The following is a 16441-nucleotide window of genomic DNA, read 5'->3' on the forward strand; positions in this document are numbered from 1 at the left end:
ATCATTAACTACAAAATACCAAAATACTAGCATGAGATCTTTTACTACCCTTACTGCTCTGGTGGCACCTCTGGATCGCGCCAATGTAGACACAGATGCCATTATTCCAAAGCAGTTTTTAAAATCAATCAAACGTAGCGGCTTTGGCCCCAATGCATTCGATGAATGGCGTTATCTGGATCACGGCGAACCCGGTATGGATAACAACAAACGCCCTTTAAATCCAGATTTTGTGCTTAACCAGCCACGCTATCAGGGTGCACATATTCTGCTGACACGAAAAAATTTCGGCTGTGGTTCGAGCAGGGAACACGCACCATGGGCACTGGAAGATTATGGATTCCGAGCCATTATTGCCCCCTCTTTTGCAGATATCTTTTTTAATAACTGCTATAAAAATGGTCTGTTACCCATAATTCTGCCTGAAGAAGTTGTTGAACAGCTATTTCAAGAAGTTGCTGTTCAGGAAAACTATCAGCTTAGCATCAGTCTGCCAGAACAAACCGTTAGTACACCTAATGGTAAGCACTTTCATTTTGAAATTACCGAACACCGCAAACACTGCTTGCTCAATGGTCTGGATGAGATTGGCCTGACGCTGCAACATGCAGATGCGATTAAGGCATTTGAAATCAGACACCAGCAACAGCAGCCTTGGTTGTACCAGCTCTGATTAAATCAAATAACAATTTACTTTCCATTTATCTAAAAAACTGACTGATGACCGCAAGGCCACTGGTCAGTCATTGACACGTAGAAAGAATAAAAATGAGCAAACATATTGCTATCCTTCCCGGTGACGGCATCGGCCCGGAAATCATTGCACAGGCTGTACGTGTTTTAGACAAGCTTATTGCAGAGGGGCTGGATGCAGATTATCAGTACGCGCCGTTAGGTGGAGCCGCCTATGATGAATACGGCCATCCCTACCCTGAATTTACCCAGAATATCTGTCGGCAGGCAGATGCAATATTACTTGGTGCCGTTGGCGGCCCACAGTATGACAAACTGGAACGCCCTTTACGACCCGAACGCGGCTTACTAGCCATCCGCAAAGACCTTAACCTGTTTGGTAATTTACGTCCGGCAATTCTCTATCCTGAGCTGGCTAATGCTTCAACCCTGAAACCGGAAGTTGTTTCTGGCTTGAACATACTGATTGTGCGCGAATTAACCGGTGATATCTATTTTGGCGAACCGCGTGGTATTCATACCTTACCTAATGGCGAACGCGAAGGCATCAATACCATGCGTTATAGTGAAAGTGAAATCCGTCGCATTGGAAAAATTGCCTTTGAAGCTGCACAGAAACGCAATAAAAAACTGTGCTCCGTTGATAAAGCCAATGTATTGGAAACCACTGAACTGTGGCGTGAAATCATCACTGATATCAGTAAGAATTACCCTGATGTCAGCGTAACCCATATGTATGTAGACAATGCAGCCATGCAGCTGGTAAAAGCACCCAAGCAGTTTGATGTGATTGTTACTGGCAATATCTTTGGCGATATTCTCTCAGATCAGGCATCCATGTTATCCGGTTCCATCGGCATGCTACCTTCTGCTTCTCTCAACGAAACAGGAAAAGGCATGTATGAACCTTCACATGGTTCCGCTCCTGATATAGCTGGCCAGAATCTGGCTAATCCGCTGGCAACCATCCTTTCCCTAGCCATGTTGTTGCGTTACAGCCTGAATAATGAACATGCAGCACAAAGAATTGAACAAGCTGTTGGCAAAGTACTGGCACAAGGCTTACGTACCAGTGATATTTTTGAGGAAGGTTGTCAACGCGTTTCTTGTAGCCAGATGGGCGATGCGGTACTTGCAGCACTATAAGCTGATTGCACATTAGCCTTAAATTACGTATATTTAACTTAACAGGGAAATTAAGTCTCTGTTAAGTTATTTTTTTATATAGCTGCTTTCACTACAGAAACCTGATATTTTGAGCTACCGTTCAGCACAACCGGCGCATCGTCCTTCAACCAACTTGCCTGCGAGCAGTCTGCCAGCACATCGAGTTGGCTGCCCTTGCTGCGGCCTGTCCTTATCCATTCCTGCCCTGACACCGGGTGAATCTGCCTTATGTCCCCGCTGCCATCAGCATCTTGTACGAATTGAAATACATCCGCTTGATACGCCGACAGCTTACGCCATTGCCTCACTGATCATCATGACCATCGTATACACTCAGTTATACATGAGTATAGATTTGTTTGGCATACATGTAGAGTTAACCATCCCCTATATGGTAGCGACACTGGCACAGCAAGACTATTCTCTGCTGGCGGAAATAATGTTTTTTCTGACCTTTGGCTCCCCAGTACTGTTTTTACTCTTATGCCTGTACGTTTTTACCGGCCTGCGTTATCAGCAAGTATTACCGGGTATGTTATACGCCACCCGTACACTGGTACGTCTGCGTCACTGGATCATGGTAGATGTATTTTATATTGCCACGCTGGTATCCTATATTAAAATCAGCGGTATGGCACAAATACATTTCGGGCTGGCTTTCTGGTTTATGATGGTATTGGGCATTCTGCTCATCCGTACCTCTCAGGGCGTGCCTGAACATTGGATTTTTTATCAGATTCAACGCCTCACCGGCCATGATCCAACATTACAAAAGCATAATAAAGATACCATTAATTGTCACTATTGTCTGTTTGAACAACCCGATACCCAGAATGTCTGCGACGTTTGCGGTTCTTATTTAAGCCGGCGCAAACCCCTAAGCCTGAGCATCAGCATGGCATTTTTACTGGCAGCTATTATTTTCTATATTCCGGCCAATTTACTGCCCATGATGATAACTCGTTCCCCGGGTACCAATCTGGCCAGTACCATTCTTGATGGCATTGAATACATGTGGAATGATGGTGATGTACTGATAGCTGTCGTTATTTTCAGTGCCAGTATGGCCATTCCAGTACTGAAAATCATATCCATGCTGGTATTACTCTATTCTGCGGCTTACCGCCCACTGATGTCTGCGCGTAAATTAACCGTTTTATATCGCATTACCGAATCAATCGGACGCTGGTCAATGATTGATATTTTCGTTGTCATCATACTCATGTCAGCATTTTCCACACCACTGGCACACGTGACACCGGGTGCTGCCACCATTTATTTTTGCGCCGTAGTGATTTTAACCATGATATCAGCACTCAGTTTTGATCCACGCTTAATCTGGGATGAGATAAAACAACATCCATCTCATCATAAAAGTAGCAATAAAAGGCATTCATCATGAGCCAAACAGAAAATGAAACCACACACACAACTGCTACAGTAAAACATACCCCGCCATTTAATGTTCTGGTGTGGACCATCCCAGTACTGGCATTATTAACGGGAGCTTGGCTATTTATCCAGCACCTGCGCCATACAGGGCCGGAAATTACGCTATATCTTAATGATGCTGATGGAATAGAGATTAATACAACAGCAATCAAAGTACTGAATGTCACCGTAGGTAAAGTTACCTCCATCAGCATCAGTCCGGATGAAAAAGGAGTGCAGATCAAAGCGCAGATGAGTGCCGATGTTAAAGATATGCTGCGTAAAGATACCCAGTTCTGGATTGTCAAACCGCGCATAGACCAAAGTGGCATTACCGGCCTCAATACCTTAGTATCCGGTTCCTACATTGCCTTTACCCCCGGCCATAGCAAAGAAAAGGCTGAAACCTTTACTGTAGGTGATTTACCACCAGTCAGCGCCATTTCCCAAAGCGGTATCCGTCTGCGCCTGAAAGGCCACAGCGACAAACTGTTAACCCCCGGCAGCCCCGTACTTTACGGAGACATCAGCGCCGGACAAATAGAAAAGGCCTATTTTGACCCCAAAGACAATAGCGTCCATTATCAGGTTTATATAAATAGTCCATATGACAGCTTGATCGGCGACAAAGTTAAATTTTGGTTGCAAAGCGGCCTTCAGGTAACGGCATCTGGTGGTGGCGTACATATTGATTCCGCTCCACTGCCTGCCCTGCTCTCAGGAGCCATTGTTTTCAAAACCATGTTTGAGGGCAAAGGCAAGCCTGTTGCGAACAATACCGAATTTACCTTATATAATAGCGCACGTGAACTGAATAACCAGCCTTCCTCACGCACACAATACTACGTGGCATTCTTTCAACAATCCGTACGTGGTCTGAGTGTCGGCGCTCCGGTAGAGTATCAGGGAATCAACATCGGATCAGTGGCCGATGTACCCTATTTTGCCCTGAATGACAGTCATAAACTATTCCAGCATGGCTGGATACCGGTACGCTTGCGCATCGAACCGGGACGCATGGAAATCAATGCCAGCAGACAGGATGACAAAATCTGGCAGCAACAAATCCAGCAGGCACTCAATAAAGGCTTATCTGCATCACTGGAAAAAGACAACCTGCTGACAGGTAATCAGTATATCAGCCTCACACAGGCCAAATCCGGCGAATCACTGCTCAAACCGGTAACACATTATCAGGGATACACCGTAATCGGCACACGTCATACCGGGCTAGACATGATTCAGGATCAGCTGTCTGCATTATTAGCCAAACTGAACAACCTGCCGATTGAGCACTCCATGCAGCAGTTAGACAGCACACTGGCACAACTGAAAACCACACTGGCCAGTGCAGACCGGCTACTGGCACAAAACAAAACCCAGCAGCTACCGGCTGAGCTGAGTGCCACCCTGAAAGAATTGCGTACCACCCTGCAAGGCGTATCCAGCACTTCTCCTTTATATGGCGATATTCAGCAAACCTTAAAAAGCATTGATAATACGCTGAAAGAGGCACAGCCGACATTGAAAACCCTGAAACAGCAGCCTAATGCCCTCATTTTCAATCGCCGCGGGCATGATCCCGAGCCACAAGGAGCCAGATAATGAAAATCCCGCTACTACTTGTCTGTGTCACTAGTTTGGCACTCAGTGCCTGTGCCGGAAATTCGGTTACCTATTACCAGTTACCCGGCAGTAATTATCAGTTGCCTGCCGCCGGCCTGAGAACACCAGTCCAGCTTAAAGTTGTACTGGCTGAACGTCTCAATCAAGGGAATCTGGTTTATCAGGACAGCCCAACCACTCTGCATTTTGCCCAGCAGCATTTTTGGGCTGACGATTTGAGTAATGAAATCAGTCTGGCATTAGCTAATGAACTGAACAAACAGAGCACTCATTATCTGTTCACTCCTGAGAGTAAACCTAAAACTGCCACACTAACTGTGTATATCCAATCCTTTCAGGGCAGCTACGATGGTTATATCTACATCAATGGCTATAGTAGCTGGCTGGGTACTAATGAAACAGGACAGAATTTTAACGTCCGCATTGCTCAGCATGGTAATGGCTACAGCAATATGGTTAAAGCCTTGGCTCAGGGACTGAGCAGCGTAGCCCAAAGCATTGCGCCACATAATTAAAATTTAATCTGCACACGCCAGCAAATACCTATCTTGGCTAGTTAAAATAAATGATTAACTGGCCAAGATATACATAATTAATTGCCAATGGCATACTCTTTTAAATTAAAGTCTTAAATGGCCATCTAAAGTAAAATAAAAATATTTAAACTTATCATTTAATATTTATTATTTTCAGCCAGCGATGTTTTCACCATGCAAAACATAGCCGATACTAATTTAAATTTAAAGGCTTTCTAGCCGAAACCATAGCAAAAATTAAAACTGCAAAACATGTTTCTCATTATTTAATTAAAATTCATGGATGTGGTGGTACCATTTGTGGAGCAATCAAAAATTTACGCCCTAACAAAGTTATTGCTTTACCAAAATACCTCTTTAATAGCAGATGAAAATAGAAAAATAGATTTTTAATAAAATACCATATAAATATTAGCTTAATTATTATTTCTTAAATATTGGCCGATCCAGATGCAAGCGAAAATAAAGAAAGGTACAAAAGAAAATATTATAATCTTATCAATAATAAGCTAGAATTAATTCAAGTAGAACATTTATATTATGATGGAGGATTAATATGAGTCTCATTATTTATCGTTCCGATGTGAAACCAACACTCGAACAAGCCATTACACTTTATCGTCACTGTTCGTTAGGCGAGCGTCGTCCACTTATGGATACCATACGCTTTCAAGCAATGTTAGATAATGCCAATTTACTGATAACCGCTTGGCATGATAATAAACTGATTGGTATGGCGCGTTGCTTAACAGATTTTGTTTATATTACTTATTTGGCAGATCTCGCGGTGGATGAAGATTATCAACGGCAAGGCATCGGTAAACAATTAATTAAAGAAGTGAAAAACAATACTGACAAAGCATGTTCAATCACCCTACTGGCGGCACCGCAGGCAGTAGATTATTATCGTCATATCGGTTTTAATGCGCACCCTTCAGCTTGGATTTTAAAGGAAAATTAATTAGCCATTCATTTTAAATTGCTGATGAAACGCCACTAGCAGATGAATGCGCCAAACAATGATTTGTGCAGTTAGCAAACCTAAAGCACAATCATTAATAACAAACTACCCCATCAGAACATCTCGTCAAATTAATAGACCATGTTCGTATATAACATCTGCTGGCTGATGGTGGATTATTTTAATATTTAAACAACACAGTAACATCAACTACTAAGCAGCCTTCACAAAGCTTCATAACTCAGCTAAGCATACAGCCTGCACACTTAACCCAGCAACCATCATAAAAATCTATTTATAAAATCAAAATACTGAAACATCACAAAAGACAGTATTTTTCACACACAAAGATAACACACAAAAATTCAAACAACTGATAACCAGTTAGCATTTACAGCTACCAGAAATACATTGCCAACATGCAAACCAACCCTATTCGCCAGACAGCCAAAAAGCTTTATAATAAAAAAATCACATTTTCTGAAAAAAGCCATGAAATTCATATCTGTTTCTCTGCTTACCTTAATCCTGCTTTGTGCCTGTAGCGTAGGAATGCCCTCCAATGTAGCCGTAGGCATAGGCGGTGGTAACCACACCTTTGGGCTGGGAACTACAATAAATTTCCCGATTAAAACCAAACCACTGCCATCTGAACCGCCAGTGATTACAGGCACTGAGCCACACAGCCAGCCAGCAGCAAAAAAGCCACGTCCAAACTGATATAATCACAGATATACTATTTATTAATAAATAAAATTTATTTCAGCCCGTCCCCTACTCTGATGATATTAACATTCATCCAAACAAAACAAGGGCATAAAAATTAACGACCATCTAAATATCATTAATAATAAAAACATTGGTAACAGGTAAAAAACACAGGCAGAAAGGTAAATTTTCAGCCATATCAATGCATCGGCCACAAAAACAAATCAGCCATCAGACAAATTATGCCTAAACCGTATAAACCATGCTAAACTCAACAACAAAATTAAATTTGTCTCTCAAAACGTAAGAGTAAAACCTATGGCTGGCAACACTTTCGGACAAATCTTTACCGTTACCACCTTTGGCGAAAGCCACGGGGTGGCATTAGGTTGCGTCATAGACGGATGTCCACCCGGATTGCCTCTTAGTGAAGCCGATATTCAGCCGGAACTGGATAGACGCAAGCCTGGTACTAGCCGCCACGTTACCCAACGTCGCGAAGCGGATTGTGTTGAGATACTTTCTGGCGTATTTGAAGGCAAAACCACCGGAACACCAATCGGGCTATTAATTAGAAATACCGATCAGCGCAGCAAAGATTATAGCGATATTGCCCAGAGCTTCCGCCCGGGACATGCCGACTATACTTACTGGCACAAATACGGTATACGGGATTATCGTGGTGGCGGTCGCAGCTCCGCACGTGAAACCGCTGCACGTGTAGCAGCAGGTGCCATTGCCAAAAAATGGTTACGTGAGCATTTCAATACCGAAATCATTGCCCATGTCACCCAGATTGGCGAAAAAAGCATAGCTTTTGAAAGCTTTGCCTACATAAACGATAACCCATTCTTTGTCGCTAACCACAGCCAGATTGAAGAACTGGAACAATACATGGATAGCATACGCAAAGCATGTGATTCCATCGGTGCCAAACTGCATATCACTGCCCGCCATGTTCCTGTTGGATTAGGCGAGCCTGTATTTGATCGGCTTGATGCCGATATAGCTCATGCCATGATGAGTATCAATGCAGTTAAAGGTATTGAAATTGGTGCCGGATTTGATAGTATCTGCCAGAAAGGCAGTGAGCATAGCGACGAATTGACACCGGACGGCTTCTTATCCAACAATGCAGGCGGCATATTAGGCGGCATCAGTAGTGGGCAGGATATACACATTAATCTGGCCATTAAACCAACCAGCAGCATCGCCACACCACGTCACTCCATAGACATTCACGGCAAACCGGTTATACTGGCTACTCATGGTCGCCACGACCCTTGCGTTGGTCTGCGTGCAGCACCGATAGCCGAAGCCATGCTCGCACTGGTATTGATGGATCATGCACTGCGCCAGCGTGCCCAGAATGCTGATATTCGTGTCGAAACACCAAAAATTGCTCAGCATCACTCCATTGCCCCCAATACATAGATATTATTTTTATAGCCATAACTGCAAATTTATCGCTGGAAATCAGTTTATTAGTTTATTTTTTAATTTATTTAAACGGGCCATAAACCACAAGGAAGTAACTTTATGAGTCAAGAAACCGCTTTGGGTGCAGCACTGAAATCTGCTGTACAAACCATGAGCAAAAAAAAACAAACCTATATGATTGCCGAACATATCTATCGTAAATACGATGTATTTAAACATTTCAAACCTTTGGCAATCGGTATTGATCAGGATTTAATCACAGCACTGCCACAGTATGATCCTACCCTGATTGCCCGTGTTCTGGCCAATCATTGCCGCCGGCCACGGTATATTAAATCATTGGCACGTGGAGGCAAACGCTTTGATTTGAATAATCGCTTCAAGGGTGAAGTGTCACCAGAAGAACAGGCTATCGCCCAACAGCATCCCTCCATGCAGACAAACAAACCGGCACCAGTAAATAATGCAACAACCGATTCAGAAAACAGTCACAACAGTGACGAAGAACTAGTGCAAAACTAATGCCAGTTAACTATCCACACGAGCTTTTAGCTCGTGTTTTTTAATACTATGCTTTTTGACAGCCATTGCCATCTCAACCACAGCCCACTTGTTGACAATCTGACACAAGTATTACATCAGGCTGACAAAAAAAACATCAACCACTTTCTTGTACCGGCAACCGGCTCTGATGATTGGTCAATAACCCTACAGCTAGCACAATCATATCCCCAGCTATACGCTGCCATCGGTATTCATCCTTGGTTTGTGGCCGATTATAACAATTCATCACTCAGCCAGCTCGAACAACTGTTACACCATAACCCGCAAGCGCTAATCGGTGAAATCGGTCTGGACTTTATACGTGCACATAGCCCTACTGATAAAAACCTACAAATTAGCTGTTTTGAGGCACAGTTACAGCTAGCAAAAGCAACACAACGACCAGTCATCATTCATCATGTTCATGCCACCGACGCCTGTTTACACAGCATCAGACGCTGCCGTTTTACCTATGGTGGTATTGCCCATGCCTTTTCTGGCAGCCTAGAAGAAGCTCAGGCATGGATCAGGCATGGCTTTCTGATCAGTGTCGGTTCCCTGTTATTACGCCCACAGGCAAAAAAAATTCGCCTTATTGCCGAAAAAATGCCTTTACAGCACATGGTTATTGAAACCGATGCCCCATACATGTCACCGCTGCCACAACAGAATAATAGCCCGGATAACTTACGTCAGATTGCAGAAATCATAGCGAAATTGCGAAATTGTCACTGGCAGGATATTGCCACCATAACCAGCGAAAATGCATTTAAAATTATTCCGGTATAAACTGAACCTCAAACAATCGATATTATTGCGAACATTCTGGCCATAAGCCCACTTTCAGCTTAAACACAAAAAGCCGATAAACGACCCCATGCACAAAGCTGCTTTAAATGGGTAGTACGCAAACAACAGCTTTTAAATCCACACTGATCATTTGCTTTTATTCACCTATCAGTAACTGAAATCTGTCCAATTTCAATTCATCTATATTATAAAAATAAAAACAGGGGGATATTTCCCCCTGATATGAACAATAGCCTTGCAGCCTAGAAGTTAACCTGTGCACTAATATTATAACGGCGACCATCCAGAGTACGTCCATAATCCTTCTGATCAACCCGCTTATCAAAAATATTATAAATACCACCACTGATAATCACATCTTTCTTCGGTTTGAATACCAGCCCCGTATCTACAAAACCATACGACGGCTTACCAATCGCCATTGATGTCCGTGACAGATAATCTGAAGTTCTGCTACGGAAATTCCATCTTGCCCAGCTGGAGAACTTCTCATTGGCATTCCAGCTCAGCGTCGTATTAAACATATTTTTCGGCATCTCATTTAGCGGCTTACCACTAAACTGGCCACTTTTCTGTTCACTATGCGTATAAGTATAGTTAGCAGACCAATCAACTTTCGGCGTTATTTTCCAGCCAAACGTTGCTTCTACACCACGTAATACCGCCTTATCCACATTTTCACGCTGGCTGATAAAATCAAAATACTCATTACGCCACGAGCAGGCATTCGAACCTGCTTTACCCTGACAAGTGCGTACTTCCGTTATCTTATTCTTAAATTTCGTATAATAGGTAGTTAGCCCAGCAGATAAATTACGATTATTATCCCAGTTTAAGCCAATTTCAAAATTATCCGATTTTTCCGGCTTCAGATTTGAATTACCCACAATAATACCATTTGAGTAACCACCACCAGTAACCTGTCCCCATCCATCTGAAGCTGCCCGTAAAGCGGGCGCTTTATAACCACGTGAATATCCCCCCTTAATTGTCCATTGTTTATTCGGAGTCCATACACCATATAATTTTGGCGTTAATTCAGAACCATAATTTTCATCATGGTCCAGTCGCATCGCACCAGTCAGCGCAAAAGTTGGCACAATACGCCATTCATCCTGCCCAAAAATAGCCCAAGAATCTCGTTCCAGATGGCTCAACCGCCGACCATTAATCGTAAGCTGATTACCCGAATCATTTAACTCTTCTCGCTGCCACCGCCCGCCGACACTCAGCGTATGCTTATTCAAGCGAAACTGAGTCTGAGTATTGAAAATCGTATTTTTCTCATGCATGTCACGAGAAGGATTATTATTTTCCTCTCGCTGTAAATATGACTGCGTATCAATATTCTCATAATAGCCACGATGGGTCACACTATACTGATTGCGATCATACAAAGTGTAGTCATCAGTTGGTTTCTTTCCCCTGCGTGGTGCAGTATCAATAGTTTTGCCCACCTTACCATTGCGGTTTTGCAAACTGCGACTTACCTCCAAATCAACAGTATTGTTATCATCCGGAGTCCAAGACAGCATAAAATCGCCATTACGCATACGCTGTTCCTTATACCCACCGACAAACTTGTCTTCATCACGGTGAGAATATCCTCCACTCACACGGATACCCAACCGGTCTTCAATTAAAGGACCAGAGACATAAACACTGCTTTGCAACGTATTTCCACTATTACTGTGCTGCTGTATAGTTGCATCCGCCTTAATTGAAGCAGTCCAGTCTGCTGCCGTTTTCTTAGTAATAATATTAATTACCCCGCCCATAGCATCAGAACCATACAAAGCCGAAGCTGGGCCACGAATCACCTCAATACGTTGTATCGCAGAAATCGGTGGCATCCAGCCCTGTTCAATACCAGGACCATCGGAATTAGGACGAACGCCGCGCGAGTTCACCCGTTTACCATCAATCAACAGCATTGTGTACGCGCTAGACATACCTCGGATACTGATATCTTTTGAACTACCACCACCCGTCACCACTACCCCGGGCACATCCTGCAAAGCATCAGTCACATCATGATACTCTTTTGTTTCCAGCTCCTTGGCATTAATCACAGTAATTGAGGCAGCTGCCTTTTTGGCTTTCTGTTTAAAACCAGAAGCAGTTACTACCACATCTTCCAATTTAGCTTCTGCGGCATATAAAGGAGATATTAACGTGGAAAGTAACACCAGCGAAAAAGAATAATGAACCGGTTTGCACATACAAAATAGACTCCTGATAATTGTTGTCCTAGCAAAGAATCAAATAGATTATTTAAAGCACACTCAAATGAAAATAGTAATCATTATTTAATTTAACATGAATATACAAAAAAAGCATTAAATTTATTGACAAAACACAAAGCAGGATAACAAATGAAAAAACAGAGAAGCCTAGAACTGCAACAATTATGAAATATATAGACAAACCGCTAAACTAATCAGATTCACCAGTAGATATACGGTTATTTCAGCCGTGAGAACTAACAAATAAAAAATCCCTGAACTGAATTCAGGGATTTTTTGAATATGGCGGAGAGTAAGGGATTCGAACCCTTGATACAGGTTTTGCCCGTATACTCCCTTAGCAGGGGAGCGCCTTCGACCACTCGGCCAACTCTCCAAAGAGAAGTTGCGAACTATACTTAACTGATGCCCCGCTGTCAAACAAAATTTACACCAAAACAGCATAAAACAGATTATTAATTTCTAACACACTAACAGAAAAAGATATTTTCTTGCCCCCAAAAGCATGCATCAGATACGTACAGAACTCATTAAATCCATTTCACACAGTCACACTATTTACCGCTTCAATCCATCAGCACAACATATATTGCTCTTTCCCAGCCTCCAGTCAAAACCAAGTGTAAATTACCCTGTTCACATACTCCCCCTTCGGTATAATACAATGTTTAACTGGCTGGCCAAACTGCTGTCTGGCAGGCTTATTGTTTGTACCATTTACCGCACAACAATACAAAACCTAAAAAAAACTGGAGACTTGCATGAGTGCAATCATTGACATCTTTGCGCGTGAAATACTTGATTCACGTGGTAACCCTACCGTTGAATGTGATGTTCTACTTGAATCTGGCGTAATGGGCAGAGCTGCCGTACCCTCAGGCGCTTCAACCGGCGAAAAAGAAGCACTGGAGCTACGCGATAACGATAAACAGCGGTATCTGGGTAAAGGCGTATTGCAGGCGGTAGAAAACATTAATAACGAAATTGCGCAGGCACTTATCGGCATTGACGCCAGCGAACAAAGCTATATCGACCAGATCATGATTGATTTGGACGGTACCGATAACAAAGGTCGCCTTGGTGCCAATGCCACACTGGCAGTATCATTGGCCGTTGCACGTGCGGCAGCCGAAGACGCAGGATTACCTCTATACCGTTACATTGGTGGTGTCGGCCCCATGTCTATGCCGGTACCCATGATGAATGTTATTAATGGTGGCGCACACGCCAATAACAGCCTTGACATTCAAGAATTCATGATTATGCCCGTAGGCGCTGATTCTTTCCGTCAGGCTCTGCGTTGCGGAGCAGAAGTCTTCCATCACTTGAAAAAATTATGCAATGACAAAGGCATGTCAACCAGCGTTGGTGATGAAGGTGGCTTTGCACCGGATTTATCCAGCCATGAAGAAGCAATCAAGCTGATTCTGTCTGCCGTAGAGAAAGCTGGTTATGTTCCCGGTAAAGACATCGTATTAGCACTGGACTGCGCATCCAGCGAATTCTATAAAGATGGACATTACGCATTAACCGCAGAAGGATTAAACCTAACCAGTGCCGAATTTGCTGACTACTTAGCTGAACTAGTCAACAAATATCCGATCGTATCCATTGAAGATGGCATGAGCGAACACGACTGGGATGGTTGGAAATTACTAACCGAACGTCTGGGCAAAAAAGTCCAGCTGGTGGGTGACGACCTGTTTGTAACCAATCCTGCCATTCTCAACAAAGGCATTACACAAGGGCTGGCCAACTCACTACTGGTTAAAGTAAACCAGATTGGTACCTTATCCGAAACACTTAAAGCCGTTGATCTGGCCAAACGTTCAGGTTATACCTGCGTAATGAGTCATCGTTCTGGTGAAACCGAAGACAGCACCATAGCAGATCTGGCCGTTGGTACCAATTGTATGCAAATCAAAACCGGTTCACTTTCACGTTCTGACCGCATTGCCAAATACAACCAATTACTACGTATTGAGGAAGAGCTGGGTACAGCTGCCTGCTATCCGGGTAAAAAAGCCCTCTATCAGCTCAGATAATCTGGTTACCGGTTTTACGAATAGGCAAATGAAATGAAGTGGGTAACCTGGGTACTGTTATTTGCATTAGCAGGTTTACAATACAGCTTGTGGATGGGGCATGGCAGCTGGCATGACATGTTGAAATTGGAGCGCAGCGTTATTGCTCAAAACGCAAGTAATGAAAACCTGATACAGCGCAATCGTGCACTGATTGCTGAAGTCAAAGATCTTGCCAAAGGGAAAGATGCAATTAACGAAATGGCTCGCGCTAAATTAGGATATATACAGAGTGGCGAAGTATTTTACCGTTTTGTTCCCTCAGGCACCTCTGCAATCATAACAGCTAATTCTGATACCACTCCTAACAGATAATCAACAGTAACACTTCCTAAAACCAACAGCTTTCAATACTGAAAGCTGTTGGTTTTATATCTAACAAACTTCTTTACTATTTATCCCTGATATATAACTCTAACAAACTAATAATATTCAACTATCTATAATATAGTTGTATCCGTACCACAACCATTAGCGTTTTCAGCTTCATATCAGAGCATATTCAAAAGAATCATAGCTAATATATTTGTCCATTAGTATGATATTGCTTAATTTAATCAAACAAATATAGCAATAGCGCACCCGTTATTAAAGGCAACTATATGATTTCTATCCAACAACAGAACTACGGTTTAAGTGTGATTCTGCACGACGAATTTACACTGGCTGATTTTCGCCAGCTGGAAGAAGCATTATTAAAAGCCATTGAACAGGTACAATTGCCCAATCTGCTGCTGGATCTGAGCCAAATGAAAGACTTCACTATTGACATGGCTTTAGAACACCTCAGATTTTTACGTCAGCACGCGCATGATTTTGGCCGCACCGCCATTGTCGTAAACGATATCTGGATTCGGCTTGGTGCACGCTTCGCAAATCTGTTAACTTTACAAAGACCCAAATACTTTAATGACAGACACACAGCACAAAAATGGCTGGAGCAAGGCATACAAAACTCAGGCGTAATCGGCAACCATAACTGATTAAACACCATCATCAATATATCAGACATAAACCGAGCACTGAAGTAAGCTATTTCAGGATAATGCGATTAATTACTGAATAATTCAGATAAATTACAACTGCTGTACCCAGCAAGAAATAGTTTCTGCCAGTAATTGTGGTTGTTCTAATGGCAGCATGTGCCCACTATCCTCAATTATCTTCATACTGGCCTGTGGAATAAACTCCTGCAATTCCCGCACCTCATCCAAAGAACGCATCTGATCCTGTGCTGCCGCAATAATCAGGGTTGGACAGGAAATTCTCTGCCCATCGGGTGTTGCCCGGTTTAATAGTGACTGTCTGCTTAATACATCAAACCCCAAACGTTCCCCCATGCGTCGGATTCGGGTTATCAGTACCTGATTATTTTGATTATCCGGACGCAAAGTTTGCATAATCGCCTTGTGCCCCAAACCACGAAAATGCAGATGTTTCTGCATGTGTAAAGCATTCAGCTTGGCTGCACGTTGCTCAGGCGTATCCTCACGTAATGAAGTAGCAATTAATACCAAAGCAGCCACACGCTGCGGATACTTGGCAGCCAGAGCCCGCGCAACATACCCGCCAAGCGAGAACCCGATCGCCACAAAACGTTCCGGTGCTTTGGCCGCAATATCATCTGCCATCGCTGCAATACTGTCTCCATTTGTCAGCGCAACACATTGTACAGATTGTGGCATAGCCAGACTCGATTGCATATCATCCCATAGCGTCTCATCCAGCATAAAACCAGAAATACACATCCAAGGTAGTAACTCTGTAGTAACCATAATCCCACACAACCATCAAACAATTAATAATATTCTCAACGTAGCCAGACCGCACCCTGCTATCGGCAAACTGATAAAAAACGAGTAACAACCACCAATCAAAATATTGCACTATCAAGCTGACTATTACTATATCTTAATGTCACAACTGACCCATAAAATCACCTCTACATAAACATCCCAGACATTTTACATAGACTTTAGTAGAGGGTGTATATTTGACAAATCAGCCTTATCAGCAAAGTGTCATATGCTTGGATAGGCTACACTAATTCATACAACTTTTTTAGGGGGTAAGGTAAACTTAACCTTAAAAAGGAAAAAATGATGAATCAACAAAAACGCGCACGACGCTCTTTTAGTGCTGATTTCAAAGCACAAATGGTTAAACTTTATCAGCAAGGAAAATCGCGCAGTGAAT

General features: G+C 42.9%; 15 protein-coding genes and 1 tRNA gene. 13 read left to right on the top strand and 3 right to left on the bottom strand.

What is annotated here, in order from left to right; genetic code table 11:
• Positions 1-31: 31 nt before the first annotated feature.
• From leuD to MJ761_RS09345, 10 genes are all read left to right on the top strand, one after another.
• On the top strand, positions 32-673 hold the full coding sequence (gene leuD, locus MJ761_RS09300) for a 3-isopropylmalate dehydratase small subunit (RefSeq protein WP_093093453.1): 642 nt from the start codon (positions 32-34) through the stop codon (positions 671-673).
• 95 nt (positions 674-768) lie between these two features.
• Positions 769-1839: a 3-isopropylmalate dehydrogenase gene (leuB, locus tag MJ761_RS09305; RefSeq protein ID WP_093093451.1), complete on the top strand. Its 1071-nt coding sequence runs from the start codon at positions 769-771 to the stop codon at positions 1837-1839.
• Positions 1840-1948: 109 nt separating this feature from the next.
• Positions 1949-3262: a paraquat-inducible protein A gene (locus MJ761_RS09310; RefSeq protein WP_093093449.1), complete on the top strand. Its 1314-nt coding sequence runs from the start codon at positions 1949-1951 to the stop codon at positions 3260-3262.
• Positions 3259-4896, top strand: coding sequence for an intermembrane transport protein PqiB (gene pqiB / locus MJ761_RS09315; protein WP_093093447.1), 1638 nt, complete (start codon positions 3259-3261; stop codon positions 4894-4896). Before MJ761_RS09310 ends, pqiB begins: the two co-directional genes overlap by 4 nt.
• Complete coding sequence (locus tag MJ761_RS09320) at positions 4896-5432, top strand: PqiC family protein (protein ID WP_093093445.1); 537 nt, start codon at positions 4896-4898, stop codon at positions 5430-5432. Before pqiB ends, MJ761_RS09320 begins: the two co-directional genes overlap by 1 nt.
• Before the next feature lie 577 nt (positions 5433-6009).
• Complete coding sequence (locus tag MJ761_RS09325; protein ID WP_093093444.1) at positions 6010-6414, top strand: GNAT family N-acetyltransferase; 405 nt, start codon at positions 6010-6012, stop codon at positions 6412-6414.
• A gap of 492 nt (positions 6415-6906) precedes the next feature.
• Complete coding sequence (locus tag MJ761_RS09330; RefSeq protein ID WP_141683450.1) at positions 6907-7134, top strand: hypothetical protein; 228 nt, start codon at positions 6907-6909, stop codon at positions 7132-7134.
• A gap of 306 nt (positions 7135-7440) precedes the next feature.
• Positions 7441-8556 (top strand): chorismate synthase, encoded by a 1116-nt coding sequence (gene aroC / locus MJ761_RS09335; RefSeq protein WP_093093440.1) that lies wholly within the window; start codon positions 7441-7443, stop codon positions 8554-8556.
• A 105-nt stretch (positions 8557-8661) separates the two neighbouring features.
• Positions 8662-9084: a ProQ/FINO family protein gene (locus MJ761_RS09340; RefSeq protein ID WP_093093438.1), complete on the top strand. Its 423-nt coding sequence runs from the start codon at positions 8662-8664 to the stop codon at positions 9082-9084.
• Positions 9085-9117: 33 nt separating this feature from the next.
• Positions 9118-9894, top strand: a complete 777-nt coding sequence (locus tag MJ761_RS09345) for a TatD family hydrolase (protein ID WP_141683449.1) — start codon at positions 9118-9120, stop codon at positions 9892-9894.
• Positions 9895-10157: 263 nt separating this feature from the next.
• On the opposite strand, the gene MJ761_RS09350 is transcribed toward MJ761_RS09345, so the two are convergent.
• Both MJ761_RS09350 and MJ761_RS09355 read right to left on the bottom strand, forming a co-directional pair.
• A complete protein-coding gene (locus MJ761_RS09350; protein ID WP_093093434.1) occupies positions 10158-12137 on the bottom strand; it encodes a ligand-gated channel protein in 1980 nt (659 codons plus the stop codon).
• Between the two features lie 307 nt (positions 12138-12444).
• A tRNA-Ser gene (locus MJ761_RS09355) sits at positions 12445-12537 on the bottom strand.
• A gap of 385 nt (positions 12538-12922) precedes the next feature.
• Here MJ761_RS09355 and eno point away from each other — a divergent pair.
• The 3 genes from eno to MJ761_RS09370 all read left to right on the top strand — a co-directional run bounded on the left by eno (position 12923) and on the right by MJ761_RS09370 (position 15228).
• Positions 12923-14206, top strand: coding sequence for a phosphopyruvate hydratase (gene eno, locus MJ761_RS09360; protein ID WP_093093432.1), 1284 nt, complete (start codon positions 12923-12925; stop codon positions 14204-14206).
• Between the two features lie 33 nt (positions 14207-14239).
• On the top strand, positions 14240-14560 hold the full coding sequence (gene ftsB, locus MJ761_RS09365; protein WP_093093429.1) for a cell division protein FtsB: 321 nt from the start codon (positions 14240-14242) through the stop codon (positions 14558-14560).
• A gap of 287 nt (positions 14561-14847) precedes the next feature.
• Positions 14848-15228, top strand: a complete 381-nt coding sequence (locus tag MJ761_RS09370) for a SpoIIAA family protein (RefSeq protein ID WP_093093427.1) — start codon at positions 14848-14850, stop codon at positions 15226-15228.
• A 93-nt stretch (positions 15229-15321) separates the two neighbouring features.
• Here the strand turns inward: MJ761_RS09370 and MJ761_RS09375 are convergent, their stop codons facing one another.
• Positions 15322-16020, bottom strand: coding sequence for an alpha/beta fold hydrolase (locus MJ761_RS09375; protein WP_093093425.1), 699 nt, complete (start codon positions 16018-16020; stop codon positions 15322-15324).
• Between the last annotated feature and the right edge of the window lie 421 nt (positions 16021-16441).

The organism is Snodgrassella communis, from assembly GCF_914768045.1.
GTDB lineage: Bacteria > Pseudomonadota > Gammaproteobacteria > Burkholderiales > Neisseriaceae > Snodgrassella > Snodgrassella communis.

Bases quoted from the DNA above. Each gene is read 5' to 3' on its own strand.
- pqiB (WP_093093447.1), top strand. From the start codon at position 3,259: ATGAGCCAAACAGAAAATGAAACCACACACACAACTGCTACAGTAAAA.
- MJ761_RS09350 (WP_093093434.1), bottom strand. From the start codon at position 12,137: ATGTGCAAACCGGTTCATTATTCTTTTTCGCTGGTGTTACTTTCCACG.
- leuD (WP_093093453.1), top strand. From the start codon at position 32: ATGAGATCTTTTACTACCCTTACTGCTCTGGTGGCACCTCTGGATCGC.
- MJ761_RS09375 (WP_093093425.1), bottom strand. From the start codon at position 16,020: ATGGTTACTACAGAGTTACTACCTTGGATGTGTATTTCTGGTTTTATG.
- MJ761_RS09370 (WP_093093427.1), top strand. From the start codon at position 14,848: ATGATTTCTATCCAACAACAGAACTACGGTTTAAGTGTGATTCTGCAC.
- leuB (WP_093093451.1), top strand. From the start codon at position 769: ATGAGCAAACATATTGCTATCCTTCCCGGTGACGGCATCGGCCCGGAA.
- eno (WP_093093432.1), top strand. From the start codon at position 12,923: ATGAGTGCAATCATTGACATCTTTGCGCGTGAAATACTTGATTCACGT.
- MJ761_RS09330 (WP_141683450.1), top strand. From the start codon at position 6,907: ATGAAATTCATATCTGTTTCTCTGCTTACCTTAATCCTGCTTTGTGCC.
- MJ761_RS09340 (WP_093093438.1), top strand. From the start codon at position 8,662: ATGAGTCAAGAAACCGCTTTGGGTGCAGCACTGAAATCTGCTGTACAA.
- ftsB (WP_093093429.1), top strand. From the start codon at position 14,240: ATGAAGTGGGTAACCTGGGTACTGTTATTTGCATTAGCAGGTTTACAA.
- MJ761_RS09325 (WP_093093444.1), top strand. From the start codon at position 6,010: ATGAGTCTCATTATTTATCGTTCCGATGTGAAACCAACACTCGAACAA.
- aroC (WP_093093440.1), top strand. From the start codon at position 7,441: ATGGCTGGCAACACTTTCGGACAAATCTTTACCGTTACCACCTTTGGC.
- MJ761_RS09320 (WP_093093445.1), top strand. From the start codon at position 4,896: ATGAAAATCCCGCTACTACTTGTCTGTGTCACTAGTTTGGCACTCAGT.